Source organism: Limosilactobacillus secaliphilus, from assembly GCF_001437055.1.
Taxonomy (GTDB): Bacteria; Bacillota; Bacilli; order Lactobacillales; family Lactobacillaceae; genus Limosilactobacillus; species Limosilactobacillus secaliphilus.
In genome coordinates, this window is record NZ_JQBW01000010.1 from 143,331 (window position 1) to 167,545 (window position 24,215).

The 24,215-nt window shown below is 45.8% G+C and carries 42 protein-coding genes; all 42 read right to left on the reverse strand.

Annotation, left to right across the window (positions count from 1 at the left end):
- Positions 1–158: 158 nt before the first annotated feature.
- Complete coding sequence (locus IV45_RS05510; protein WP_057741413.1) at positions 159–563, reverse strand: hypothetical protein; 405 nt, start codon at positions 561–563, stop codon at positions 159–161.
- Positions 553–1,521 carry an LlaJI family restriction endonuclease gene (locus IV45_RS05515; protein WP_057741415.1) on the reverse strand — a complete coding sequence of 323 codons (969 nt, stop codon included), beginning with the start codon at positions 1,519–1,521 and terminating at the stop codon, positions 553–555. The genes IV45_RS05510 and IV45_RS05515 overlap by 11 nt, the downstream gene beginning before the upstream one ends.
- On the reverse strand, positions 1,521–2,429 hold the full coding sequence (locus tag IV45_RS05520) for an AAA family ATPase (protein WP_057741417.1): 909 nt from the start codon (positions 2,427–2,429) through the stop codon (positions 1,521–1,523). Before IV45_RS05520 ends, IV45_RS05515 begins: the two co-directional genes overlap by 1 nt.
- 15 nt (positions 2,430–2,444) lie before the next feature.
- On the reverse strand, positions 2,445–2,753 hold the full coding sequence (locus tag IV45_RS05525; RefSeq protein WP_057741418.1) for a hypothetical protein: 309 nt from the start codon (positions 2,751–2,753) through the stop codon (positions 2,445–2,447).
- Positions 2,754–3,090: 337 nt separating this feature from the next.
- Positions 3,091–3,486 carry a 30S ribosomal protein S9 gene (rpsI, locus tag IV45_RS05530; protein WP_057741420.1) on the reverse strand — a complete coding sequence of 132 codons (396 nt, stop codon included), beginning with the start codon at positions 3,484–3,486 and terminating at the stop codon, positions 3,091–3,093.
- Positions 3,487–3,499: 13 nt separating this feature from the next.
- Positions 3,500–3,943 carry a 50S ribosomal protein L13 gene (gene rplM, locus IV45_RS05535; RefSeq protein ID WP_057741422.1) on the reverse strand — a complete coding sequence of 148 codons (444 nt, stop codon included), beginning with the start codon at positions 3,941–3,943 and terminating at the stop codon, positions 3,500–3,502.
- A gap of 119 nt (positions 3,944–4,062) precedes the next feature.
- Positions 4,063–4,818, reverse strand: a complete 756-nt coding sequence (gene truA, locus IV45_RS05540) for a tRNA pseudouridine(38-40) synthase TruA (protein ID WP_057741423.1) — start codon at positions 4,816–4,818, stop codon at positions 4,063–4,065.
- A 15-nt stretch (positions 4,819–4,833) separates the two neighbouring features.
- Complete coding sequence (locus IV45_RS05545) at positions 4,834–5,634, reverse strand: energy-coupling factor transporter transmembrane component T family protein (protein ID WP_057741425.1); 801 nt, start codon at positions 5,632–5,634, stop codon at positions 4,834–4,836.
- Positions 5,627–6,502 (reverse strand): energy-coupling factor transporter ATPase, encoded by an 876-nt coding sequence (locus IV45_RS05550; protein WP_057741427.1) that lies wholly within the window; start codon positions 6,500–6,502, stop codon positions 5,627–5,629. The genes IV45_RS05545 and IV45_RS05550 overlap by 8 nt, the downstream gene beginning before the upstream one ends.
- Positions 6,469–7,305: an energy-coupling factor transporter ATPase gene (locus IV45_RS05555; RefSeq protein WP_157051215.1), complete on the reverse strand. Its 837-nt coding sequence runs from the start codon at positions 7,303–7,305 to the stop codon at positions 6,469–6,471. The genes IV45_RS05550 and IV45_RS05555 overlap by 34 nt, the downstream gene beginning before the upstream one ends.
- Before the next feature lie 204 nt (positions 7,306–7,509).
- Positions 7,510–7,890 carry a 50S ribosomal protein L17 gene (gene rplQ, locus IV45_RS05560; RefSeq protein ID WP_057741428.1) on the reverse strand — a complete coding sequence of 127 codons (381 nt, stop codon included), beginning with the start codon at positions 7,888–7,890 and terminating at the stop codon, positions 7,510–7,512.
- Positions 7,891–7,917: 27 nt separating this feature from the next.
- Positions 7,918–8,859 (reverse strand): DNA-directed RNA polymerase subunit alpha, encoded by a 942-nt coding sequence (locus IV45_RS05565; protein ID WP_057741430.1) that lies wholly within the window; start codon positions 8,857–8,859, stop codon positions 7,918–7,920.
- A gap of 82 nt (positions 8,860–8,941) precedes the next feature.
- The gene (rpsK, locus tag IV45_RS05570; protein WP_057741431.1) at positions 8,942–9,328 is read right to left on the reverse strand and encodes a 30S ribosomal protein S11; all 387 of its coding nucleotides are present in this window, start codon (positions 9,326–9,328) and stop codon (positions 8,942–8,944) included.
- Positions 9,329–9,355: 27 nt separating this feature from the next.
- Complete coding sequence (gene rpsM, locus IV45_RS05575; RefSeq protein ID WP_057741432.1) at positions 9,356–9,736, reverse strand: 30S ribosomal protein S13; 381 nt, start codon at positions 9,734–9,736, stop codon at positions 9,356–9,358.
- Between the two features lie 25 nt (positions 9,737–9,761).
- Entirely contained in the window at positions 9,762–9,878 is a 117-nt protein-coding gene (rpmJ, locus tag IV45_RS07805; RefSeq protein ID WP_083487280.1) for a 50S ribosomal protein L36, read from the reverse strand.
- Between the two features lie 22 nt (positions 9,879–9,900).
- Positions 9,901–10,119 carry a translation initiation factor IF-1 gene (gene infA, locus IV45_RS05580; protein WP_057741434.1) on the reverse strand — a complete coding sequence of 73 codons (219 nt, stop codon included), beginning with the start codon at positions 10,117–10,119 and terminating at the stop codon, positions 9,901–9,903.
- Between the two features lie 143 nt (positions 10,120–10,262).
- Positions 10,263–10,922, reverse strand: a complete 660-nt coding sequence (locus IV45_RS05585; RefSeq protein ID WP_057741435.1) for an adenylate kinase — start codon at positions 10,920–10,922, stop codon at positions 10,263–10,265.
- A gap of 16 nt (positions 10,923–10,938) precedes the next feature.
- Positions 10,939–12,237 carry a preprotein translocase subunit SecY gene (gene secY / locus IV45_RS05590; RefSeq protein ID WP_057741437.1) on the reverse strand — a complete coding sequence of 433 codons (1,299 nt, stop codon included), beginning with the start codon at positions 12,235–12,237 and terminating at the stop codon, positions 10,939–10,941.
- Positions 12,237–12,671, reverse strand: coding sequence for a 50S ribosomal protein L15 (rplO, locus tag IV45_RS05595; RefSeq protein WP_057741439.1), 435 nt, complete (start codon positions 12,669–12,671; stop codon positions 12,237–12,239). Before rplO ends, secY begins: the two co-directional genes overlap by 1 nt.
- A 26-nt stretch (positions 12,672–12,697) precedes the next feature.
- Positions 12,698–12,880 carry a 50S ribosomal protein L30 gene (rpmD, locus tag IV45_RS05600; protein ID WP_057741440.1) on the reverse strand — a complete coding sequence of 61 codons (183 nt, stop codon included), beginning with the start codon at positions 12,878–12,880 and terminating at the stop codon, positions 12,698–12,700.
- Positions 12,881–12,894: 14 nt separating this feature from the next.
- Positions 12,895–13,404: a 30S ribosomal protein S5 gene (rpsE, locus tag IV45_RS05605; RefSeq protein WP_057741442.1), complete on the reverse strand. Its 510-nt coding sequence runs from the start codon at positions 13,402–13,404 to the stop codon at positions 12,895–12,897.
- Positions 13,405–13,425: 21 nt separating this feature from the next.
- Complete coding sequence (gene rplR, locus IV45_RS05610; RefSeq protein ID WP_057741443.1) at positions 13,426–13,791, reverse strand: 50S ribosomal protein L18; 366 nt, start codon at positions 13,789–13,791, stop codon at positions 13,426–13,428.
- Positions 13,792–13,829: 38 nt separating this feature from the next.
- Positions 13,830–14,366 (reverse strand): 50S ribosomal protein L6, encoded by a 537-nt coding sequence (gene rplF, locus IV45_RS05615; protein WP_057741445.1) that lies wholly within the window; start codon positions 14,364–14,366, stop codon positions 13,830–13,832.
- A 27-nt stretch (positions 14,367–14,393) separates the two neighbouring features.
- The gene (rpsH, locus tag IV45_RS05620; protein WP_057741447.1) at positions 14,394–14,792 is read right to left on the reverse strand and encodes a 30S ribosomal protein S8; all 399 of its coding nucleotides are present in this window, start codon (positions 14,790–14,792) and stop codon (positions 14,394–14,396) included.
- Positions 14,793–14,821: 29 nt separating this feature from the next.
- The gene (locus IV45_RS05625) at positions 14,822–15,007 is read right to left on the reverse strand and encodes a type Z 30S ribosomal protein S14 (protein ID WP_057741449.1); all 186 of its coding nucleotides are present in this window, start codon (positions 15,005–15,007) and stop codon (positions 14,822–14,824) included.
- A 17-nt stretch (positions 15,008–15,024) separates the two neighbouring features.
- On the reverse strand, positions 15,025–15,567 hold the full coding sequence (gene rplE, locus IV45_RS05630; protein WP_057741450.1) for a 50S ribosomal protein L5: 543 nt from the start codon (positions 15,565–15,567) through the stop codon (positions 15,025–15,027).
- Positions 15,568–15,596: 29 nt separating this feature from the next.
- Complete coding sequence (rplX, locus tag IV45_RS05635; protein ID WP_057741452.1) at positions 15,597–15,905, reverse strand: 50S ribosomal protein L24; 309 nt, start codon at positions 15,903–15,905, stop codon at positions 15,597–15,599.
- A 31-nt stretch (positions 15,906–15,936) separates the two neighbouring features.
- Positions 15,937–16,305 (reverse strand): 50S ribosomal protein L14, encoded by a 369-nt coding sequence (rplN, locus tag IV45_RS05640; RefSeq protein WP_057741453.1) that lies wholly within the window; start codon positions 16,303–16,305, stop codon positions 15,937–15,939.
- Positions 16,306–16,366: 61 nt separating this feature from the next.
- Complete coding sequence (gene rpsQ, locus IV45_RS05645; RefSeq protein ID WP_057741455.1) at positions 16,367–16,633, reverse strand: 30S ribosomal protein S17; 267 nt, start codon at positions 16,631–16,633, stop codon at positions 16,367–16,369.
- Between the two features lie 25 nt (positions 16,634–16,658).
- Positions 16,659–16,865 (reverse strand): 50S ribosomal protein L29, encoded by a 207-nt coding sequence (gene rpmC / locus IV45_RS05650; RefSeq protein WP_057741456.1) that lies wholly within the window; start codon positions 16,863–16,865, stop codon positions 16,659–16,661.
- Complete coding sequence (rplP, locus tag IV45_RS05655) at positions 16,855–17,289, reverse strand: 50S ribosomal protein L16 (protein ID WP_057741458.1); 435 nt, start codon at positions 17,287–17,289, stop codon at positions 16,855–16,857. The genes rpmC and rplP overlap by 11 nt, the downstream gene beginning before the upstream one ends.
- Positions 17,290–17,292: 3 nt before the next feature.
- A complete protein-coding gene (gene rpsC / locus IV45_RS05660) occupies positions 17,293–17,964 on the reverse strand; it encodes a 30S ribosomal protein S3 (RefSeq protein WP_057741459.1) in 672 nt (223 codons plus the stop codon).
- 12 nt (positions 17,965–17,976) lie between these two features.
- Positions 17,977–18,324: a 50S ribosomal protein L22 gene (gene rplV / locus IV45_RS05665; protein WP_057741461.1), complete on the reverse strand. Its 348-nt coding sequence runs from the start codon at positions 18,322–18,324 to the stop codon at positions 17,977–17,979.
- 19 nt (positions 18,325–18,343) lie between these two features.
- Positions 18,344–18,625 (reverse strand): 30S ribosomal protein S19, encoded by a 282-nt coding sequence (gene rpsS, locus IV45_RS05670; RefSeq protein ID WP_057741462.1) that lies wholly within the window; start codon positions 18,623–18,625, stop codon positions 18,344–18,346.
- 40 nt (positions 18,626–18,665) lie between these two features.
- Complete coding sequence (rplB, locus tag IV45_RS05675; protein ID WP_057741464.1) at positions 18,666–19,511, reverse strand: 50S ribosomal protein L2; 846 nt, start codon at positions 19,509–19,511, stop codon at positions 18,666–18,668.
- A gap of 25 nt (positions 19,512–19,536) precedes the next feature.
- Complete coding sequence (gene rplW / locus IV45_RS05680) at positions 19,537–19,833, reverse strand: 50S ribosomal protein L23 (RefSeq protein ID WP_057741466.1); 297 nt, start codon at positions 19,831–19,833, stop codon at positions 19,537–19,539.
- Positions 19,833–20,456 carry a 50S ribosomal protein L4 gene (rplD, locus tag IV45_RS05685; protein ID WP_057741468.1) on the reverse strand — a complete coding sequence of 208 codons (624 nt, stop codon included), beginning with the start codon at positions 20,454–20,456 and terminating at the stop codon, positions 19,833–19,835. The genes rplW and rplD overlap by 1 nt, the downstream gene beginning before the upstream one ends.
- A 19-nt stretch (positions 20,457–20,475) precedes the next feature.
- Entirely contained in the window at positions 20,476–21,138 is a 663-nt protein-coding gene (gene rplC, locus IV45_RS05690) for a 50S ribosomal protein L3 (RefSeq protein WP_057741469.1), read from the reverse strand.
- Positions 21,139–21,176: 38 nt separating this feature from the next.
- Positions 21,177–21,485, reverse strand: coding sequence for a 30S ribosomal protein S10 (gene rpsJ / locus IV45_RS05695; protein WP_057741471.1), 309 nt, complete (start codon positions 21,483–21,485; stop codon positions 21,177–21,179).
- 456 nt (positions 21,486–21,941) lie between these two features.
- Positions 21,942–23,303, reverse strand: a complete 1,362-nt coding sequence (celB, locus tag IV45_RS05700) for a PTS cellobiose transporter subunit IIC (RefSeq protein ID WP_057741473.1) — start codon at positions 23,301–23,303, stop codon at positions 21,942–21,944.
- Positions 23,304–23,331: 28 nt separating this feature from the next.
- Positions 23,332–23,727, reverse strand: coding sequence for a PTS sugar transporter subunit IIA (locus tag IV45_RS05705; protein ID WP_057741475.1), 396 nt, complete (start codon positions 23,725–23,727; stop codon positions 23,332–23,334).
- A 29-nt stretch (positions 23,728–23,756) separates the two neighbouring features.
- Complete coding sequence (locus tag IV45_RS05710) at positions 23,757–24,074, reverse strand: PTS sugar transporter subunit IIB (RefSeq protein ID WP_057741476.1); 318 nt, start codon at positions 24,072–24,074, stop codon at positions 23,757–23,759.
- Positions 24,075–24,215: the final 141 nt, after the last annotated feature.

A 24,215-nucleotide genomic window follows, 5' to 3' on the forward strand; every position in this document is an offset into this window, starting at 1 on the left:
TATATTAAAGTACATTTTAGCATACTTGTTAAGATAAATTACCTTCAAAGATGAATAAGCAAGATGTAAGCGTTTTATTTTTGCTTATCTTAACTTTCGCCCCTAATTGAAGCAAAAAAAGAAAGCCTCTCGTGATAAACTAAGAGACTTTCTCATAATTACTTAGTTAAACTCTGCAGCCGCCCCACCGGCGATTGGTGATCGTTGTTTTTAACATAATCCTCCATCACGGTATGGACATCTAAATAGGTTTCATAGATCTTAATGGGCAACTCTTGCGGATTATAATTGTCGTCTAAAGAGAAGACCGGTGCCGACTGAGGCTCTTGACCACCTTTCACGGGCAACAATAGCGCAACGGAAAGACAGGTTAGTTTTAGATGATGACTATTAGCGGCCAGTAACAAGGTATAAGCCAGCTGCTTGTACAGATCAGGATGATTGCTGGCGTAGTATTTCGCGTCATAAATAAATAAGGTCGATTCACTATGATAAACGTAATCGGGCTCCATTTCACCCGTCCGTTTTTGCCGGTCCCCTTTTTCCAGCGTGTTAACGTTCATTGTTTTTTTTGCTGAATTTGGCTGGCTGATCCACATTGGCTGGCGAAAAACACGGACAGCCCTCGTTATCCGCGTTAACCTTCTCCCAATCCAAGTGTCGATTCAGATAGCCCTTAACCATTTGTTCCCAAACCGACTGGAATTGTGGGACCACCATATATGTATACTCTTGATTAACGTTGTTTCCCTGAAAGAAATCAATCAAACTAGTCAGCAATTCACGATCACGATCGAGAAAGGTGGCCGCTAACAATTCACTTAATTGGGCGACAGCAGTATCTGCATCCATTTGATCAGGCAGTGTACTGGGCATCTTTTCCGGATACTTGATGTCCAACAAAGGGCCAAATCTTTTAATCGTATGGAAAATCACATACTGCATACATAAAGTGACAAAATCCGCCTGATTGGACCAGAGCCGCCGGTAGTAACCGCCAAAAAAGATCCCCGCATCGTCGAAGACCTTGGGTGCCCGCTGAATCGTGCGGTGCCAATCGATACGGCCATGATCAGCCAGACTGCTCTCCTGCTCCTGTTGATGAAACCAACCATATTTCAGATAGTACTCGTACACTTGCCAGAAGCTCAGCAAGGGATAAGACAGGTAACTGCCCATCTCCTGGTCAATATTCAGTTCCGCCGCTTCCACATTCTCATTGCCTTCACTAAAGAATTGCAGGATCACTTGCAACAGCAGTTTGGCTTCCTGCAGCCAGTCCTTTGACGATTTCTTGACTTGGCCATCATGTGCCTGTTTTGAATCTGGCTCGAATGTCTTCGGCAATGACAACAGGATCTGATCCTTAGCCTGACTCAACACCAAACCGACAAAACTCAACTTGCCATGTTTGAAGATTTTTAGTTGCTCATGATTGCCAGCTTTCGATGATGACAATTCATGGATATCAAAGCCGCTGGGAACTGGTTGACCATCGTAGCCAACAATGATCTCAGTCATTATTGATCCTCCTCGGCGTCAGGCGCTTCGTTTTCAACTGGCTTGTCCTCAGCTGGTTGATTTACTTCCTGATCCAAGTGCTTTTTGAGCTGCGTTCTGAAATCATCAGCGAAGATCTTTTTTTCGTCCAGCTGATTATCTTGATAATCCTTCATCAAGCCACTGAAGCTTTGTGCCTTGAACAAACGGTTACCATTCATTCGTGAGGCTGGTCTGTCCACATCTTGCCACAAGTACAATAATAATTTGTCGCAGATTTGGGAACGATCATGTTCTTTTGCCGCGGCTTCTCGATCGCCCTTTACATGCTCAAAATTCAAGAAGTAGTAACCCAGTTGCTTATCTTCACTCAAGCGCAAATCACTGACGATGTATTGATCGAGCAATTGATAAAATTCGCCCCATGGCAGGCCAAATTGGTTCTCGAATGATTGTGACTCATTGTCATTGTTTGGCTGACTTTGCTGAGTTGACACGTATTTGAAGGCAAAGCGCCGTTTAAAGGCCGTATCCATGACATAGACGTTTTGGTCGGACGTGTTCATCGTGCCCCAAATATACAGGTTCTTAGGAATGACAATCTGCTGACCATCGCCCCTCAACACACTTTCACAGCCCTTCTCTTGCAGGTATTGGCTCAATTGAGGGTTGCTGATTGGGTACTGCGATTCGCCCGCCTCGTTTAAGTCCAGCAATTGGAAGATGTCCCCAAATACGCTCGCGATCTTAGCCCGGTTCATTTCTTCAACGACGAGCACAACATCACTCTGCGAATTGGCAGCCAGCATCAACGCTTTGGTAAAAACGCCAGGTTCAAATTGATAATGAACTTTGCCATCCTTCAGTTCCGGCATGATGCTGCCCACAAAATCTTGATATGTGTAGTCTGGGTATAAAGTGGTCCGCACGACCGGTACTGACTTTTACGCAATGATCTGATTCAGCTGATATGACTTGCCAGTCCCCGGCGCCCCAAACCAAATTTGGAAACGTTCTTGACCAGTGAGTTCAGCGTTCAAGGACTTGGAAGCCTGTGTATTTGCTGACTTTGAAACAGCCTCAAGCAAGTCGGTGTATTTTTTCCAGTAATAATAAAGCTTCAAAACCCCATCTAATATCGTATTGGGAACCCCATTTTTAGTGTTTTTGCCATTCTGCTTGTTTTTGGCCATATATTTGGGATCTTCACACCACTTTTTCCATTGGCCCTTTGCTTTCAATTCTTTGCGCATTTGAATCAGAGCTTCATATGCTTTGGGATTGCAAAACATGCCGGGGCCAAATTGGTCAAAAAAGCTGCCCGTGTCACTATAATCGTCCTACATGTTCACTAACACTTGTAAACCACTAGAAGTGTAAGAATCCTGCGAGCCCGAACTCAAGTTGCTCAGCTCATTTTGCTTAACTGTTTGCCAAAATTCTTCAGTATTATATTTCCGGGCAAAGCTATCCTTAGAACTTGTTATAACAATTCCTCTCTTTACAACAGTTGATGTGCACATTTTACAACAAAAAAAGTGCTGTGCCTTGAAGACACAGCACTTTTTGATTTGGAAGCGATAATCGAAATTAACGCTTACTGAATTGAGCAGCCTTACGAGCCTTCTTCAGACCAGGCTTGCGACGTTCCTTCATCCGTGGGTCCCGAGTTAACAGACCAGCTTTCTTCAAAGCATCACGGAAGTCAGGATCAACTGCAAGCAAAGCACGGGCAATCCCATGACGGGTTGCACCGGCTTGGCCAGAGAAGCCACCGCCGTTAACGTTAACTAAGACATCGTATTGACCATCAGTCTTAGTAACATCAAATGGCTGGTTGACGATGGCACGTAAGTTAGCAAACGGAATATAGTCTTCGATTGCCTTGCCGTTCATCGTAATCTTACCAGAACCTGGTACTAAGCGAACGCGCGCAGTAGAATCCTTGCGACGACCAGTACCACTGTATTGTACTTGTTGAGCCAATTCCGTTCCCTCCTTAGATTAAGTTCGTGATATCAAGCTTTTCAGGCTTTTGTGCTTCGTGCTTGTGGTCTTCACCAGCGTAAACATGAAGCTTCATGCCCATCTTGCGGCCCAGTGGGGTATGTGGAAGCATGCCCTTAATGGTTTGTTCAACCATCTTAGCTGGTTCCTTAGCAAGGAAATCGCCTGCAGTCCGTGACTTTAAACCACCTGGGTGATTTGAGTGACGGTAGTAAATCTTGCGATCAGCTTTCTTACCAGTTAACTTAACATCTGCTGCGTTAACAACGATTACAAAGTCACCGGTGTCAACGTGTGGAGTGAAGGTTGGCTTGTTCTTACCACGTAAGATCGAAGCAACAGTAGATGCAAGGCGTCCTAAAGCGATACCCTTGGCATCCACGATGTACCATTTACGGTCAACTTCACCAGGTTTTGCCATGTATGTCGTTCTCACGATTAGTTCCTCCAATTTTGTCTTTCTTTTACAATAAATTGTGTACCGAGTAATTTATGGAAAAGAAATACCAGCTACTAGTGTACTCGATCAGCCCGCGTCAGTCAATGACTTTATCCTCATTCATCATAGCTGACATCAACCAAATAAAGGCCGCTGGCTGGGGCCGTCATCCGTGCCTGCTGCCGATCCTTCGCTGCTATTACACGCTTAACATCATTCAGTGGCCGTTGCCCGTTACCAATCTCTAACAACAAGGCCACCATGATGCGCACCTGGTTATATAAGAAGCCATTTCCGACGAATTCGAAGACAATCTCGTCCAATGCTTCATCGTGGTAGACTTTGGCTTCATAGATCGTGCGCACATTGCTTTTTGCCTGCGAACCCGAGGCCACAAAACTGGTGAAATCATGCGTTCCCACCAAATCTTGAGCTGCCTGCTGCATTTTGGCAATATCTACTGGGTACTTATAGTGGGCGGTGTAGTTGCGCCGAAATGGATCAACAAACTCTCCCTGCTTCACCCGATAGCGGTAACGCTTCTTATGCGCATTGTAACGAGCATGGAAGGTCTTGGGCACAATTTCCGCCTTTTTGACCACGATGTCTAATGGTAATTGGCTGTTTAACGCCCGCACCATTGACCGCTCGGGAATGTCAAACGGGAAGTCAAAGTGTGCCACCTGGTTTAAAGCGTGAACACCGGCATCAGTCCGTCCCGAGCCAATCACCGGAATGGCCGGGTCGGGATCCTTCGCCATCCGGTTGACCACCGTTTTCAATGTCTGTTCAATTGTGCGTTGGTGGGGTTGGATCTGAAAACCAGCAAATTTGGTCCCATCATATGCAAAAGTAATCTTATAACGCGGCACAGTTTGCCTCCTCTGTTAAATCTGCCGCAAAACGATCAAGGCGACCGTCAGCACGACATAAGTTAAGAATGCCCAGTTGTCATTCATATGCCAGCGCAGTTGTCGATAGGCAGTCCGTGGTGCGCCAGGTTGATAGCCACGTGCTTCCATAGCCAGTGCCAAGTCATCCGCCCGCTTAAACGACGAAACAAACAAGGGAATCATGACTGGGACGAGGCGCTTAGCCCGTTGAAAGAGGTTACCTGCCGAAAAGTCCATCCCGCGGGCACGTTGGGCGTCCATAATTGTCTGAATCTCGTCCATGATCGTCGGAATAAAGCGCAGTGCGATTGACAGCATCATTGCCAGCTGACTCACTGGCACCTTTAAATAGCTCAATGGTTTCAAGAGGCTCTCAATCCCCGCCGCAAGCTGCAGGGTGGTGGTTGTCACCGTCAAAACCGTCGAAATCGTGATGATAAAGGCAAAGCGGAAAATCAGGTAAATCGACTGAATGATGCCTAATGATGTAATGTTCAGAAAATGCCACTGCCAGATTGGCTGGCCACCAGTCGAGAAGAACAGCTGAACGGCCGCCGTCAGCAGGATCACCCACATCAAGGGCTTGATTCCCTGCCAGTACATCTTCAACGACACTTTGCTCAGCCAGATCAGAAACAGCAGGAACAAGCCTAATAGGACGTTGGTCAACACGTTATTGGCCAGAAAGACGATCACCACATACCAGAAGCAGGCGATGATCTTCATCCGCGGGTCCAACCGGTGCAGAATTGAATTAGTCGGGACATAGAGGCCAAAAAAGACTTTGCTATTCATGCTGTCCCTCCTTCTGCAATTGCTTGACCAGTTCGTTGCCTAAATCGGTCACCGTTAGCGGCAAGTGGTCAAAATGCCAGCCTTGATCCGCCATCGACTGGGCGAAGGCGGTGGCTAACGGTGGTTCCAATTCGGCCTGTTTCAATAGTTGGAGCTGGCTGAATAAGTTCCGCGGCGTGCCGGTAAATACCAACTGCCCATGATTCAAAACAAGCACCGTATCAGCGTAACGTGCCACTTGGTCCATCTGGTGGCTGACCAAAATCACCGTTGTTCCCTGTTCATGCAGAGAATGGGCTAATTCAAGGATTTCCGTCTGCCCTTGCGGATCAAGTCCCGCCGTTGGTTCGTCCATGATCAAAATCTGCGGCTGCATCGCCAACACGCCGGCAATGGCTACTCGCCGCATCTGACCGCCAGACAGCTCAAATGGCGAATGATCGTATAAATCGGCCGGCAGATGAATCGTGTCCAATGCTACCAAGGCCATCTGTTTAGCTTCCTTAGCCGACTTACCCAGGTTCAACGGACCAAACTCAACATCTTGAAGGACCGTATCACTAAACAGCTGCTTTTCTGGGAATTGAAAGACATAGCCGACTTCACGGTGTAATTTCAACAGCTCATCATGACCGCTTTCGTGGGTTAAGTTGAAGTTGCCGACCTGAATGGAACCATGATCCGGTAATAATAGGCCATCAACCAGTTTCGTTAATGTCGACTTGCCACTCCCGGTATGGCCGATGATTGCTGTCAAACTGCCCTTTTCGATTTCGGCAGAGATGTCTTGCAGCGCCTTGAAGCTAAAAGCGGTCTGGGCGTTATAGGTATATGCTACTTTTTTGAAGACAACTGCTGGTTGAGCCATGTCATCATCTGCTCCTCACTTTGATATTCTTTCGGGACCGTAATGCCATTCTCCTGCAGCTGTTCCTTCAACTGGGTGGTGAACGGCAACCCTAAACGGTGTTTCATCAGCAGTTCCGAATCACCCATGATCTGATTTGTTGGTCCGTATGCCACCAGGTGAGAATGGTCAAGCAATATTACTTTGTCGCCTAAAACAGCTTCACTAGGATCGTGGCTGATGGCAAGGATGGTAAAGCCTTTTTTGACCTTCAAGTGGGCTAACAGCTTCAGAACCTTCTGCCGCCCCTCCGGATCTAACATTGACGTTGCTTCATCAAAGATCAGGACTTTGGGACGCAGGCTGAGGGCACCAGCAATCGCCACCCGCTGTTTCTGTCCACCAGAAAGATAGGCCGGTTCCTTTTTGGCATATGGCACCATGTCCACGTCATTCAATGCCTGTTTGATTCGGAAAGGCATGTCCTCGTGCGACACCTGGTGATTTTCCAGGCCAAAGGCAACATCGTCAGCAACCGTTGTCCCCACAAATTGATTATCCGGATTTTGAAAGACAAAGCCGATCCGTTGGTGGATGGCATGCAGGTTCTCCTCTTTCACCGGAATATTGTCGACGTAAATTTCACCAGAATTGATGGGCAGCAAACCATCGATGAGGCGGGCCAATGTACTTTTACCACTGCCGTTAGGGCCAATAATGGTAATCCATTCGCCAGCCGGCAGGTCCAGTGAAATATGTGCCAGTGTAGGTTCCGAGTTGCCTGGGTATGTGAATGTTAGGTCTTTTACGCTTACGATTGCCAATGATCCTGCCCCTTTCGTCATTCCAATGTAGTATTCTAACAAATACTGCCCTGAAACACTAATCGACGATAAACAAAAAAATCACTTACAACTGCGGTGCGTGATTACTCACATTCGAGCTAGACTAGGGGATTTCCCCACCATCGTGACGCTCTATACCATCAGTCGTAGTGATTCTTTATTACGTATTTAACTGTGACGAAATTATACTAACTGCAACAGAACCATCGGAGCACCATCGCCGCGGCGTGGCATGGTCTTCAGCATCCGAGTGTAACCACCGTTGCGGTCCTTGTACTTAGGTGCAATTTCATCGAACAAGTTTTGCAGAGCTGACTGAACTTTGATGTCATCGCCGTTTTCCTTAACGTCAGCAACAACATTCCGGATGTAGGCAGCAGCCTGACGCCGGGATGCAAGGTCGCCCTTCTTAGCCAGGGTAACCATCTTGTCCATCATCTTACGTACTTCCTTAGCACGAGCTTCGGTAGTGGTGATTGAACCATTAACGATCAAATCAGTGGTTAAATCGCGTAATAAAGCTTTCCGTTGTGAACTAGTCCGTCCTAATTTGCGGTAACTCATGGAATTTCCCTCCTTTTTATCTAGTAATTAGTCTTCTTGACGAAAACCTACGCCAAGATCAGCTAACTTTTCCTTGATTTCTTCGAGTGACTTCTGACCAAGGTTACGAACCTTCATCATGTCGGCTTCGGTCCGTTCAGTCAAGTCCTTAACGGTCTGAATATCAGCGCGCTTCAGGCAGTTGTATGAACGAACAGATAAATCAAGTTCTTCGATTGTCTTGTCAAGTACCTTTTCTTGATGGGTCTCTTCACGTTCAACCATAACTTGAGCGTTTTGTGCTTCTTCAGTCAGGTTGACAAACATGGACAGGTGGGCCGTCAAGACCTTAGCAGCTAAGCTGACTGCTTCAGTTGGCGTCAATGAACCGTTAGTCCAAACGTCAAGTGTCAGCTTATCATAATCGTTGTTTTGACCAACACGAGTATTTTCAACCGTGTAGTTAACACGTTCGATTGGGGTGTAGATGGAGTCAATTGGCAATACACCAATGGCCAAATCCATCCGCTTTTTGTTGTCTTCAGCGGCAACATAGCCACGGCCCTTGTCAGCAGTTAACTGCATGTGCAATTCCGCGCCATCAGCAACCGTTGCAATGTACAAGTCAGGGTTCAGGATGGTGACATCGCCATCACCCTTAATATCACCTGCAGTGACTTCTGCAGGACCCTTGACATCCAATTCAAGGTTCTTTGCATCGTCAGAATCAATCCGTAATGCAACCTTCTTCAGATTCAAAATGATCTGAGTAACATCTTCAGTAACCCCTTCAACAGTACTGAATTCGTGAAGGACACCATCGATATTAATACTCGTGATGGCTGCACCAGGCAAAGAAGCCAACATGACCCGCCGCAAAGAGTTACCAAGTGTCGTCCCATAGCCACGTTCCAGTGGTTCAACGACAAACTTACCGTAGTTGTCGGTCTCTTCAACTTTGTTGATGTTAGGTTTTTCAAATTCGATCATTCTACTCTAGTACCCCTTTCAAACGTGGATCGTATTTACTAAAAAGGCATCTGGCTGACTGAAACATCGCCGTGGATGCATATTAAACACGACGACGCTTTGGAGGACGAGAACCGTTGTGCGGAACTGGGGTCACATCGCGAATAGCAGTAACTTCCAGACCAGTAGCCTGAAGTGCACGGATAGCAGATTCACGACCGGAACCAGGACCCTTAACTTCAACTTCAACGGTCTTCATACCGTGTTCCATAGCTTGCTTAGCAGCTGCTTCAGAAGCCATTTGGGCAGCAAATGGAGTAGACTTACGTGAACCCTTGAAGCCCAGAACACCGGCAGATGACCAAGCAACAGCGTTACCTTGAACATCAGTGATCATAATCAGAGTGTTGTTAAAAGTTGAGTGAATGTGGGCAACCCCAGTTTCAACTTTCGTACGATTACGACGCTTACGAGTTTTCTTAGCTGGCATAATTTACTAACCTCCTTTTCAATAATATTACTTTGGTGAGTTGCTGATCTTCTTACCAGCGATAGCAACTGCCTTACCCTTACGAGTACGTGCGTTGTTCTTCGTGTGCTGACCACGAACTGGCAGACCACGACGGTGACGCATACCACGGTAACTACCGATTTCTTGCAGACGCTTGATGTTCATTGAAACTTCACGGCGAAGGTCACCTTCAACCTTTAAGTTGTCAACTTGACCACGGATCTTTTCTTCTTGTTCAGGAGTCAGATCACGAACACGGATGTCTTCAGAAACACCGGCAGCCTTCAGGATCTTTGCAGACAGAGACTGACCAATACCATAAATGTAAGTTAAGCCGATTACGATTCGCTTGTCACGAGGTAAATCGACACCTGCAATACGAGCCATTATTACACCTCCTATCCTTTAATGATTACTTGCCTTGGCGCTGCTTGTGCTTTGGGTTAGAGCAGATAACCATAACCCGGCCACGACGTCTTACAATTTTGCAATTGTCACACATCTTTTTTACAGATGGACGTACTTTCATCGTTAGACCTCCTACTTCAAAACTACTTGAAACGGTATGTGATCCGACCCTTAGTCAGATCATAAGGTGACATTTCCACCTTTACGCGGTCCCCAGGCAGAATCTTGATGTAATGCATCCGGATCTTACCTGAAACATGAGCGAGAATTTCTACCCCGTTCTTTAATTCCACTTTGAACATTGCATTCGGCAAAGTTTCACTAACTTTACCTTCAACTTCGATCACATCGGCTTTTGCCACTGAATGGTTCCTCCTTGCTAGACTCAATTTACTTAAAAAGGTGGGAAGCGCACTACGCCACCCACTACGAGCTAGATAAACCTTGCATAGTTTACCATAGCTCGTTTATTAGTGCAAGATTCTCTGATAGTCAATCCCTAAAATTAGTTCAAACTATCCAGAACTTTCTTGACTTCCTTATAAACATCATCAATGTCCTGTTCACCATTAATCTGATGAAGAACACCTTGCTTTTTATAGAAGTCAATCAATGGCGTGTTGAGTTTGATGTTGACATCGAGACGGTTCTTAACCGTAGCTGGCTTGTCGTCTTCTCTTTGGAAGAATTCGTGGCCGCCACAAACATCACAAGTACCTTCAACCTTTGGACGGTTATAAAGCTTGTGGTAAGTAGCCCCACACTTCTTACAAATGAAACGACCGGACAAACGATCAACCAACACATCAGGATCAACATGGATATTGATCACTGCGTCGACCTTACGACCACTTTCACCTAACATTTCGTTTAAGGCCTTGGCCTGGTTGAGGTTGCGAGGAAAACCGTCAAGCATGAAACCATTCTTGGTGTCATCCTTGGCCAAGCGTTCCTTCACAATCCCATTCGTAACTTCGTCCGGTACCAGGTTACCAGCATCGATGTACTTCTTGGCTTCCTTGCCCATCGGTGTACCGTTCTTCATAGCAGCCCGGAAAATATCACCGGTTGAAATGTGCGGAATGTCAAAGTCCTGATCGATCTTTTGGGCCTGAGTACCTTTACCGGCACCAGGAAGACCCATTAATACAAGGTTCATACTCATCGTTAATGTCCTCCTATTATTCATGGATAAATCCAATGTATTCACGCCGCATGGTCATACCCTTCAATTGCCGGTTAACATCCAGGGCAATTTGAACGATGATCAGCAGGCTCGTACCACCTAAACCAATGGATTGGCTTAAATTCCAAATATTACTTGCTAACAACGGAATCAGTGAAATCACACCCAAGAAGAGTGAACCGACCGTTGACAGACGCATTAGCAAACTGGAAACGAAGTCCTGCGTTCCCTTACCTGGCCAAACACCAGAAATGTAAGAGCCCTGCTTCTGCAAGTTTTCCGCCAACTTTTCGGGGTTAACCTGAACAAAAGCATAGAAGAACGTGAAGACAACAATTAAGAAGATATACAAAGTGATACCAGGACCTGATTGCATGTTGAAAATGTTAGTCAGTACTTGGTACCAGGTATCGCCACCATGATTTTGCTGGAAGGCCATTAAGATGGTCTGTGGCGTTGAAATGAACGAACCGGCGAAAATAACAGGAATAACACCGGAAACGTTAATCTTCAGAGGTAGATAACTACTCTTTGGACTGGTGGTAGTCCGCCGCGTGTACTGGATCGGCAAGCGACGTTCCGCTTGTTGAACCCACGTAACGAACTTAACAATAATTAGTAATGCGACCACCACGATCGCAATAAATCCGATGCCGGCATACAAACCGGTACCAGATTCACCAACAATTTGGTCCTGATACAGTTGCTTCAGTCCTTGTGGAATCTGAGCAATGATCCCGGCAAAAATCAGCATCGAGACACCGTTACCAACCCCACGCTCAGTGATCATGTCACCAAGCCAGGTTGCAAACATCGTCCCGGCCGTCAGGATCAAACCAATTGTCAGATAAGTTTTCACACCCGGATTGTTCACCAATTTAATAGTGCTAAGTGCATTGAATCCAGCCGTAATACCGATGGATTGAATGAAGCCCAGGACAATCGTTAACCAGCGCGTTGCTTGGTTAAGCTTACGCCGACCAACTTCCCCTTGTTTGCTCCATTCGACAAACTTAGGCACAATATCCATTTGTAACAACTGCACAACAATTTGTGCGGTGATGTAGGGCGAAACACCCATCGCGAAAAGAGAATAGTTTTCTAGTCCGCCACCACTGAATGTATTCAAGATGGACGCTAAACCAGTCGACGATATCTGTGCCAACGCCGCTGCGTTAACACCAGGAACCGTAATTGAAGCACCGAACCGATAAACAATCAACACAAACAAAGTGAAGAGAATCTTACTTCTGATATTCTTCTCTTTGAATGCATCTTTGACGGTTGTGAACATTAAATCACCTCAGTCTTGCCGCCAGCAGCTTCGATTGCCTTAGCAGCAGATGCAGAGAACTTGTTAGCCTTAACAGTCAGCTTCTTAGTAAGCTTGCCACTGCCTAAGACCTTAACACCGTTCTTGGTGTTCTTGATCATGCCTGCTTCAACCATTGCATCAGGGGTAACTTCTGCACCATCGTCAAAACGGTTCAGAGCAGCCAGGTTAACTAATGCAAAGTCCTTGTGGTTCATGCTGGTGAAACCACGCTTTGGCTTTTGCCGGTACAGAGGCATTTGGCCACCTTCGAAGCCAAGACGGGTCTTACCACGAGCCTTTTGACCCTTGGTACCACGACCAGAGGTAAAACCATGACCAGAAGAAAGGCCACGACCACGACGCAGGCGCTTAAAGCGTGAACCTGCAGAAGGCTTCAATTCATTTAACTTCATTCTTTCGCACCTCCTTATAAATATGATTACTTAACTTCTTCAACAGAAACTAAGTGGGCAACCTTGAAGATTGCTCCCCGAGTAGCAGCGTTGTCTGGGAGAATGTTGGAGCTGTGCAGCTTGCCAAGTCCCAGTGCCTTAACCGTGCGACGCTGAGTTGGTTCACGGTGGGCAACACTGTGGATTAAAGTAACTTTAACTTTAGCCATGATGAGTCCTCCTATTATTCAGCCAGGTGGTCAACAGAAACGCCACGCAGCTTAGAAACCGTTTCAGCGTCCTTCAATTGCTTCAGGCCTTCGAACGTTGCCCGGATCACATTGATTGGGGTGTTGGAGCCCAGACGCTTAGAAGTAATGTCGGCGATACCAGCTAATTCCATGACGTTACGTACCGCACCACCGGCAGTAACCCCAGAACCTTCAACGGCTGGCTTGAGCATAATCTTACCACCGCCGTAAACGCCGATTACTTCATGAGGGATCGTCGTGCCAACGATAGGAACCTTGATCAAGTTCTTCTTGGCAGCAGCTGAAGCCTTACGAATAGCTTCGGGAACTTCTTGAGCCTTACCAGTTCCGAAGCCCACATGACCTTTGTGATCACCGGCAACAACTAATGCGGCAAAACGCATACGACGACCACCCTTAACAACCTTGGTAATCCGGTTGATTGATACAACTTGGTCGTCCAGATCCAGTTTAGCTGGGTCAATGTAAGTTGATGATGCCATTACGGGTTATTCCTCCTTCTATTAGAATTCCAGTCCGTTTTCACGAGCAGCTTCAGCCAGGGCTTGTACACGGCCATGGTACAGGTAACCACCACGGTCGAAGACTACAGCAGAAATGCCCTTGTCGTTAGCACGCTTTGCAACCAAAGCACCAACGCTAGCAGCCTTTTCGGTCTTCGTCTTGCCACTAACTTCACTGTCTAAAGTTGAGGCACTTGCGAGCGTCACACCCTTTACGTCATCAATTACTTGAGCGTAAATGTTTTTGTTTGAACGGTAAACACTTAAACGTGGGCGCTCTGCAGTACCAGAGATCTTACCGCGCACGCGACGATGACGACGCAGGCGGATTTTATTCTTGTCTGGTTTTGAAATCACAACTGTCACCTCTATATATTATTGTTATTCATGCTATTAATTTAGCATTACTTACCAGTCTTACCTTCCTTACGGATAATGTGTTCGTTTTCGTAACGAATACCCTTACCCTTGTAAGGTTCTGGGGCACGAACGGAACGGATGTCCGCTGCGTAGTTACCCAGGTTTTCCTTGTTAATACTACTCAGTTCAATGGTAGTGTTGTTAGGAACCTTTACTTCAATATCTTCCGGAACCGGAACTTCAACAGGGTTGGAGTAACCGACAGTCAGGACTAAGGTCTTACCCTTGAGTTGTGCACGGTAACCAACACCGACCAGCTTCAAGGTCTTGGAGTAACCATTTACAACACCGTTAACCATGTTGTTAACGTTAGCACGGGTAGTACCGTGAAGTGAACGCAGACGGTTGTCATTGCCGTCACGGTCAAACTTAACAACGTTGTCCTTAACAGTCATGGAAATCAATGGAGAGATTTCACGACTCAGAGTACCCTTAGGACCCTTAACAGTTACAACGTTACCCTTCTGGGATACTTCAACGCCCTTAGGCAAATCGATTTCCTTGTAACCAATACGACTCATTCTTACACCTCCTATCGATTATTCTTATTACCAAACGTAAGCGATAACTTCGCCGCCGACCTTCTTGGCACGAGCAACCTTGTCAGTAACCACACCATTGGAGGTGGAGATAATGGCAATACCCAAACCATTCAGGACCTTTGGCACAGCATCAGCCTTGACGTATGAACGAAGACCTGGCTTGGAAATCCGCTTCAATCCGGAAATAACCCGTTCGCCGTTCTGTCCGTACTTCAAGAACACACGAATGATGCCCTGCTTGTTGTCATCTACGTATTCAACATCGCGAATGAAACCTTCTTGCTTCAAGATTTCAGCAATGTCTTTCTTCATCTTTGATGCAGGTGCTTCAACTGAATCGTGGTGTGCCATGTTGGCATTCCGGATCCGAGTTAAGAAATCTGCAATTGGATCACTCATAGACATCGATGTTTTCCTCCTTTTGTCGTTTTTGTTTACCAACTAGCCTTCTTCATGCCAGGAATCTTACCTTCATGAGCAAGTTGCCGTAAGCAAAGACGGCACAGGTGGAATTTACGGTAAACAGAGTGCGGACGGCCACAACGTTCACAACGCGTGTAAGCTTGGGTTGAGAACTTGGCTGGACGCTTGCTCTTAGCGATTAATGATTTTTTAGCCAATTTTGTAACCTCCTATATTACTTTGCGAATGGCATTCCTAATTGAGCCAACAGTTCGTGAGCTTCTTCGTCACTTTGAGCAGTGGTGACAATCACAATGTCCAAGCCACGAACACGCTTAACCAGGTCATAATCAATTTCAGGGAAGATTAATTGTTCACGTACACCTAAAGTGTAGTTACCACGGCCATCAAATGACTTGTTTGAGACACCGTGGAAGTCACGAACACGTGGCAGTGAAACATTAATCAACTTGTCTAAGAATTCGTACATCCGAGTACCACGCAGGGTAACCTTAGCACCAATCTTCATACCTTCACGAAGACGGAAGCCGGCGATTGACTTCTTGGCCTTAGTAACCAATGGCTTTTGACCAGAAATCAAACCAAGTTCTTCAACGGCTTCGTCGAGGTTCTTTGAATTGGTAGTAGCATCACCAACACCCATGTTTAGAACGATCTTGTCGATCTTAGGTGCAGCCATTACTGAAGAGTAGTTGAACTTTTCAATCAAGGATGGGCGAACTTCTTTTTCGTATTTAGCCTTTAAACGGTTTTCCATGAGTAATGTTTTCCTCCTTTCCACAGTGATTAGTCAATTTGCTTGCCGGATTTCTTAGCAACCCGAACCTTCTTGCCATCAACAACCTTGAAGCTAACCTTGGTTGGTTCATTGGTTGATGGGTCGATCAGCATAACGTTAGAAGCCTGAATTGGTGCTTCAGCATCAACGATACCGCCATTAGGGTTAGCATTGTTAGGCTTCTGGTGTTTCTTAATCTTGTTGATTCCTTCAACGATTACACGGTTTTGCTTGGCAAAGGTCTTCTTGATAGTTCCTTCTTTACCCTTGTCCTTACCGGTAATGACGCGAACCTTGTCACCTGTCTTTAAAAACATGTGCGTGTGCACCTCCTTATTTTCGGTATCCTTACAGAACTTCTGGGGCCAGAGAAACGATCTTCATGAAGTCGTCTCCACGTAACTCACGAGCGATTGGGCCAAAAATACGGGTACCCTTTGGGCTCTTATCATTGTTGATCAGAACTGCGGCGTTTTCGTCAAACTTGATGTAAGAACCATCCTTACGGTGCAGACCATGCTTAGTCCGTACGACAACGGCCTTTACAACGTCACCCTTTTTGACAACGCCACCTGGTGTTGCTTGTTTTACAGTAGCAACAATAATGTCACCAATATTACCGGTCTTTACTCGGGAACCGCCTAAAATCTTGATTACCAAGAGTTCACGGGCGCCTGAGTTATCAGCGACCTTCAACCGACTTTCTTGTTGAATCACGGTTAGTGTCCTCCTTCCGCTATTAAATAAGTTAGAATACGAATTTCATGATCTAATCGGCTTACAGCTTAACAGCCTTCTTGACGATCTTAACTAAACGGAAACGCTTCTTTGCAGAAAGCGGCCGCGTTTCCATAATCTGAACAGTGTCGCCAGTGTGCGCTTCGTTGTTTTCGTCATGAACATAGAACTTCTTCGAGTACTTTACCCGCTTACCGTAAATCGGTGCAGGTTTGTAAGTGTCAACAGATACAACGATCGTCTTGTCCATCTTGTCGGAAACCACGTTGCCACGGTAAACCTTGCGTGAATTACGTTCGTCACTCATGCGCTAATCCTCCTTTTCGTATTCTTTACTTGTTTAATTCTTGTTGGCGAAGAACTGTCTTAACCCGTGCAATGTTCTTGCGAACGTCTTTAAGGCTTGCAGTGTTTTCCAACTGGCCGGTTGCTAATTGGAAACGTAAGTTAAACAATTGTTCCTTCAATTCCTTCTCACGGCTAAGCAATTGATCAGTGGTTAACCCATTCAGTTCTTGTACGTAATCTTTACTCTTCATGAGATTGTCCACCTACTTCCTCACGTTTGATAATCTTGGTGCGAACTGGCATCTTGGTACCGGCAAGGCGAAGAGCTTCATGTGCAACTTCTTCAGGAACACCTGCAACTTCAAACAGAACCTTACCGCGCTTTACAGGTGCAACCCAACCTTCAGGAGCACCCTTACCATTACCCATACGAACACCAACACCTTTGCTAGTGTAAGACAGGTGCGGGAAGATCTTGATCCATACTTTACCACCACGCCGCATGTGACGAGTGATCGCAATACGACCAGCTTCAATTTGCCGGTTGGTGATCCAGTGAGAATCAAGTGCTTGCAGTCCGTAGTCACCAAAAGTGACGGTCTTGCCACCCTTAGCTTCACCACGTAAGTGACCACGTTGAACCTTACGGTGTTTTACTCGCTTTGGTACTAGCATGTTTTACTTCCCTCCTTTAGTATTGTTCTGGCTTTCGCCCTTCTTTGTTGGCAGAATTTCACCACGGTAGATCCAGGTCTTAATACCTAAAGCACCGTAAGTAGTCCGTGCTTCATCCCATGAGTAGTCGATGTCCGCACGCAGAGTATGCAACGGAACAGTACCATCAGAGTATGATTCAACACGAGACATGTCTGCACCATTCAGACGCCCGGCAACCTGGATCTTAACACCCTTGGCACCTGCACGCATAACACGCTGCATAGCACCACGCATAGCACGACGGAATGCAATCCGGTTTTCCAGTTGTTGTGCAACATTTTCACCAACCAGGTGTGCATCTAAGTCAGGCTTCTTGATTTCCACAACGTTAATGTGGACACGCTTGCCAGTTAATTTGTTCAATTCAAGACGAAGTGCTTCAACTTCTGAACCACCTTTACCGATTACCATCCCAGGACGAGCGGTATGGATTGAAACGTTGACACGATTTGCGGCACGTTCAATTTCGATGGTTGAAACAGAGGCATCAGCAAGTCGCTTTTCGATGTAAGCACGGATCCGAAGGTCTTCGTTCAGGTATTCGGCATAGTGTGCCTTGTCGGCGTACCACTTAGCACTCCATGGACGAATGACACCAACACGGAATCCATTAGGATTAATCTTTTGACCCACTATTCATTCCTCCTATTTTTCTGTAACAACCACTGTGATGTGACTGGTCCGCTTGTTGATTGGAGAACTCGAACCCTTAGCACGAGGACGGAACCGCTTCAGGGTTGGGCCTTCGTTAGCAAAGCATTCTGAAACAACCAATGAAGCACGATCCAAATCAAAGTTGTTCTCAGCGTTTGCGACAGCAGATTTTAAAACTTTTTCGACATCTGAAGCTGCACCATTAGGAGTGAACTTCAGAATAGCAAATGCTTCAGCAACGCTCTTGTTCCGGATAGTGTCCAGCACTAAGCGAACCTTCCGGGATGATACACGGACCATCTTGGCAGTTGCCTTAGCTGAAGTAACGTTTTCAGCCATTATTCAATTCCCTCCTTAATTATTTAGCCTTAGTTGCCTTGTCATCCTTAGCGTGACCATGGAAAGTCCGAGTTGGCACGAATTCACCAAGCTTGTGACCTACCATATCTTCTTGGATGTAAACTGGTACGTGCTTCCGACCATCATAAACGGCGAAAGTGTAACCAATGAAACTTGGGAAGATAGTGGAACGACGTGACCAGGTCTTGATAACGGTCTTCTTGTCGTTACCTTCTTGGGCCTTAACCTTCTTCAGTAATGAAGCGTCTGCAAAAGGTCCCTTTTTCAAACTACGAGCCATTAATGTACCTCCTCTCGGGTATAACTATTGATTTTTTTAATTAACGAGTGTGAGGACCACGCTTGTGATCACGCACAATGAACTTGTTGGAACGAGCCTTGTGTGAACGAGTCTTCTTACCAACAGTCTTCTTGCCCCATGGAGATAATGGTGATGGAAGACCAACAGGTTGCTTACCTTCACCACCACCATGAGGGTGGTCGTTAGGGTTCATAACAGAACCACGAACGTGTGGACGTTGACCAGCGTAACGGGTACGACCAGCCTTACCCTTAACTAACAGGGCACGTTCTTCGTTACCGATAGAACCAACAGTTGCCCGACAGGTTGCAAGCACCATCCGAACTTCACCAGATGACAGGCGAACCAGGACGTACTTTTCTTCCTTACCTAACAGTTGAGCTGAAGTACCAGCAGAACGGGTCAATTGACCACCCTTGCCTGGCTTCAATTCAATGTTGTGAATAACAGTACCAACTGGAATGTTCTTCAGTGGCAGAGCATTACCAACTTTGATATCTGCGTCTGGGCCAGATTGAACGGTCATACCAACCTTTAAGCCCTTAGGTGCAAGGATGTATGACTTAACACCGTCAGCGTAAACCAGTAAAGCAATGTTAGCAGTACGGTTAGGATCGTATTCGATAGCCTTAACAGTTGCTGGAACATTGTCCTTGTTCCGCTTGAAGTCGATAATCCGGTATTGACGCTTAGTACCACCACCACGGTGACGAACAGTCATTTTACCTTGGCTGTTACGGCCAGCGGTGTGCTTCAATGGAGCCAGTAAGGACTTTTCCGGCTTCGTCTTCGTGATAGCTTCGAAGTCGTAGCCGTTCATGTTACGGCGTCCATTAGTGGTACCTTTGTATTTGCGAATTCCCACTTTTGTTTCCTCCTAACTTTAAAGTTTATTTGTTGTTGTCATCACTGAACAACTTGATTTCGTCGGAGTCAGCAGAAAGCTGGACAATAGCCTTACGACGGCGCTTAGTGTAACCAACGTAACGACCTTGACGCTTTTGCTTACCCTTAATGTTCATGATGTTAACCTTGACCACCTTAACACCGAAGATTTCTTCAACGGCGTTCTTAACTTGGGTCTTGGTTGCGCGTAAATCAACATCGAACGTGTAACGCTTGCTGTCCATCGCTGCAGTAGATGCCTCAGTGATGACAGGACGTAAAATGATGTCGCGTGCTTCCATTATCCGAGCACCTCCTCTACTTGAGAAAGAGCTGACTTGGTAATGACGATCTTCTGTGCATCAACGACGTTTAAGATGTTGACACCGTTTGGAGTAACTACAGTCGTGTTTGCTAAGTTGCGAGCAGACAATGCAGCATTCTTGTCATCGTCAGTTACCACGATCAACACTTTTTCGTTGACCTTCAAGTTGTTCAAAACACCAGCAAATTCCTTGGTCTTTGGAGCATCAAAACTGATGTTGTCAACAACCACGAAGCTCTTGTCAGCAACCTTTTGTGAAAGAGCTGACTTAATAGCTAATTGACGAACCTTGCGTGGCAGACGGTAATTGTAGGAACGTGGATTTGGTCCGAAGACGATCCCACCACCACGGAATTGTGGAGCACGGATAGAACCTTGACGAGCACGGCCAGTACCCTTTTGACGCCATGGCTTCTTGCCACCGCCGGAAACAGCGGAACGGTTCTTAACTGCGTGAGTACCTTGGCGAAGTGAAGCACGTTGACGAATAATGGCTTCGTATTCAGCGTTTTCGTTGGCTTCAACACCGAAGATAGCATCGTTCAGATCGATAGTGCCGTTTTGGCTGCCATCTTGTTTAAATAATGCGACGCTTGTCATGTTTTACTTCCTCCTTTCTTTATTTGTTGTGTTGTTTGCTAAGACTCTTCTTGGTGTTAGCCTTAACAGAATTCTTGATCTTAACAAAGGACTTGTTTGCACCAGGTACATTACCCTTGATCAACAGAACGTTGTTGTCAGTGTCTACCCGTACAACTTGCAGGTGCTGCATGGTACGAGTGTTGCCACCCATACGTCCTGGAAGTGGCTTGCCCTTGAAGACGTGGTTAATGATGGCACCCAGAGAACCTGGACGACGGTGATAACGAGAACCGTGTGCCATAGGACCACGAGATTGGTTGTCCTTGTGGATGTTACCTTGGAAACCATGACCTTTGGTGATACCAGTTACATCAACTGTTTCACCTTCAGTGAAGATATCCGCTTTAACTTCGTCTCCAACTTTAATGTCGTCTCCTAATTCAGCATCGCGGATTTCACCGATGAAGCGCTTAGGAGCCGTCTTTGCTTTTGCTGCATGACCTTGTTCAGGCTTGTTGCTCAAGAATTCGCGCTTGTCTTCGTAGCCAAGCTGAACGGCATTGTAACCATCGTTTTCAACGGTCTTAATCTGCATAACCACGTTTGGGGTTACATCGATTACAGTAACTGGAACCAGTTCGCCGTTGTCAGTGAAGACTTGAGTCATACCGACTTTTTTACCTAAGATTCCTTTGGTCATGAGTACACCTCCAATTTAATTTGATTTTTTATAGTAGATTAAAGCTTAATTTCAATGTCAACACCAGATGGCAGGTCAAGCTTGATTAATGAGTCAACCGTCTTTGGCGTAGGATCAACAATATCGATCAAACGCTTGTGAGTGCGCATTTCGAATTGTTCCCGTGACTTCTTGAACTTGTGTGGTGAACGGATAACCGTGTACAAAGTACGTTCAGTTGGTAACGGGATTGGGCCTGAAATCTGAGCACCGGTACGCTTTGCAGTTTCAACAATCTTGTCTGCTGATTCGTCCAAAACGCGGTGTTCGTAAGCCTTTAAACGAATACGAATCTTTTGTTTTGCCATTGTATTCCCTCCTTCGTCGAATTTAAAATTTGACTAGCTCCATGGAAATTACCGCCACATCCTGTGGCAAAGCGGCCGGGTGTGTCGCAACCTTCCACTTCAACGCCTCATGCCCAAGTCAGATGATAGGGGCATACTTATCCCCTGTCAAAATTCAAGCACTTAACTATCATACATAAGAATTGCCTTCGCTTCAAGGGTTTTATGGGATTTATTTCAATGTATCGCTTACATTTTGATTACAAAAAATAATTGCATTTTTTTATTCAGCAAAAACTTTGGTAATTTCTTTTTATTTGCTAGATCCGCCACTATTTTAATGAAGAAATCGGCAAATAACTAGTAAAAGCTAACCACAACGAAAACAAAAAAGTACCAGCAGCTCACTGCTTCTGCTGGTACCTAGTTTGATTTCTTGGATCAATTACTTGCTATTATTTTGAAATTATTTTGCAATTACTTTTGCTCAGCGGCCACCTTCTTAGCATGTTCATCGTTGTAAAGCTTGTTGTCGTAAGCCTTCATAAATGGATACCAGATCACAAAGGCCAAGACAACGTTGATGACAGCCAGGATTGCGGCCTTCCAGTCACCACCAGTACCAATGAAGGCACCGGCACCAACTGGTGATGGCCATGGCATTTGGGCAATGATTTTATGAACAATATCAAATTTGATGGCGAAGTAAGTCGTCGAAGCCGTGACCATTGGTGCAAAGATAAATGGAATCAACAGATACGGGTTATAAACAATTGGCGCACCAAAGATGATTGGTTCGTTGATGTTGAAGAATGCTGGAACAAGTGCGGTCCGAGACAGAACCTTTAGTTGTGAAGAACGAGCCCGTAAAGTCATCCAAATGACAATCCCTAGCGTTGCACCAGAACCACCGATGATAACGAACATGTTGTTGAATTCACCGGCAAAGATGTGGTGTGCACCTTTGAAGTTTTCAGCGAAATTGTTCATCAGGATTGGGTTGATGAAGGCTGAAACGATGTTGGCACCATGAATTCCCATGAACCAGAGGCCGTGGATGGTAAATTCGATGACCAGGATCCCTAGCCAAGTATCGGTCAAGTTGCCGACAAATGAGAATGGTAAGGAGATGACATCAAAGACATCCGTGCCACAGGCAATCAGGACGCCTTCCAAAATCATGACCACAAAGCCAATTAAGAAGCCTGGAATCAAAGCCGTAAAGGCGGCTGCAACCCCAGCTGGCACTTCCTTAGGCATCTTGATGACCCAATTCTTCTTGACGGCTAATTCGTAGATCTTGACGGCAATGACCGCCATGATGATCCCAACGAAGATCCCGCCAGTACCTAGCCGATCCAGGCCTGAGTCGGTGATGTGGAAGCCGCGCATAACGTGGGTCCCATCCGTCAGCTTAGTGTTCAAAGCGACCATCTTACCATGCTTGGTCACAATCTGGATGAGGGTCATGAAGAAGGCGAAGACGGACAGCAGCGCACCGTTGATTGGTGACATGTTGACCTTGTCTTCGGTCGAAATAATCCGTGTGTATTCATACCCCAATACAATGTTGAAGTACAAAGCCAGCGCACCCATCGTTGCATAGTTAACGCTCATGTACAGTGGCGTAATCTTAACAAAGGTTGCGTTCCAGAAACTAGCAGTAGCCGGAAATGCCATTGGAATAACATTCAGGACTAACATCATCGACCCGACAATCGTAAACGGAATTGATGCTAACCCAGCCGCCATGATCGCACGAACAAAGCGGAAATTGGCCATCTTTCCCATTGGGCCGAGCAAGTGCTCATTGAGCCAATTATCAAATTTATTCCCCATAATTTACAATCTCCCTATTACGAGCTAATTAATCTTGATTAGTGAACTTTTCATAAACATTAATAATTTCTTCAGCTAGATCAATATACGTAATGGCAGTCATCAAATGATCTTGGGCATGCACAACTAATAACGTTAATTGCACATGGTTACCGCGTGCCTCTTGTGTCAGCATTCCTGTCTGTGTATTGTGTGCTTCAACCAAAGCCTCATTAGCTGCTTTGATCTTCTTATGTGCAGTATCGAAGTCGCCCTTCTTAGCCGCTTCAATTCCTTCTTTAGCAAATGCCCGGGCATTACCAGCATTCATAATCAACGACATCGTTTGCTGCATGGACAACTCATTGGTCTTTTTAGTTTGCTGCGCTGCGTTGTTCACAATGTCAGCAGTTTTGCTTGCATTTACTTTTGGATCCTTATCCATCATCAAGTCTCCTTTATTGTGGTCAAAAGTTACTTAGCAAGTTTGAGTCCTTGCTGTAAGACCTTTTCACCATCCATCATTCCATAAGCCTGCATGTCGATTACGGCGACTGGAATTTGCTTATCTGCAACCTTCTTCTTGAAAGAATCGAGCATGTAACGAACTTGTGGACCAAGCAGAATTACTGACACATCATTTTCTGCCAACTTGTCATCCGCTTCAGCTACTGGGCAGGCAAAGATGTTAACTTCAACCCCATCCTTCTTCGCTGCATCCTGCATCCGTGCAACGAGCATACTGGTACTCATTCCCGCTGCACAACATAACATCATAGTTTTTTCAGCCATATTAACGCCCCCATGAATTCCATCAGTTATAATGAAATAGTGTAAAAATTCTTGAAATTGATGTAATCGCTTTCAACTACATTCTTACTGTAACTCATTGGTACCAATTTTGCAAGTACCATTGAATATAATTCATCGGTT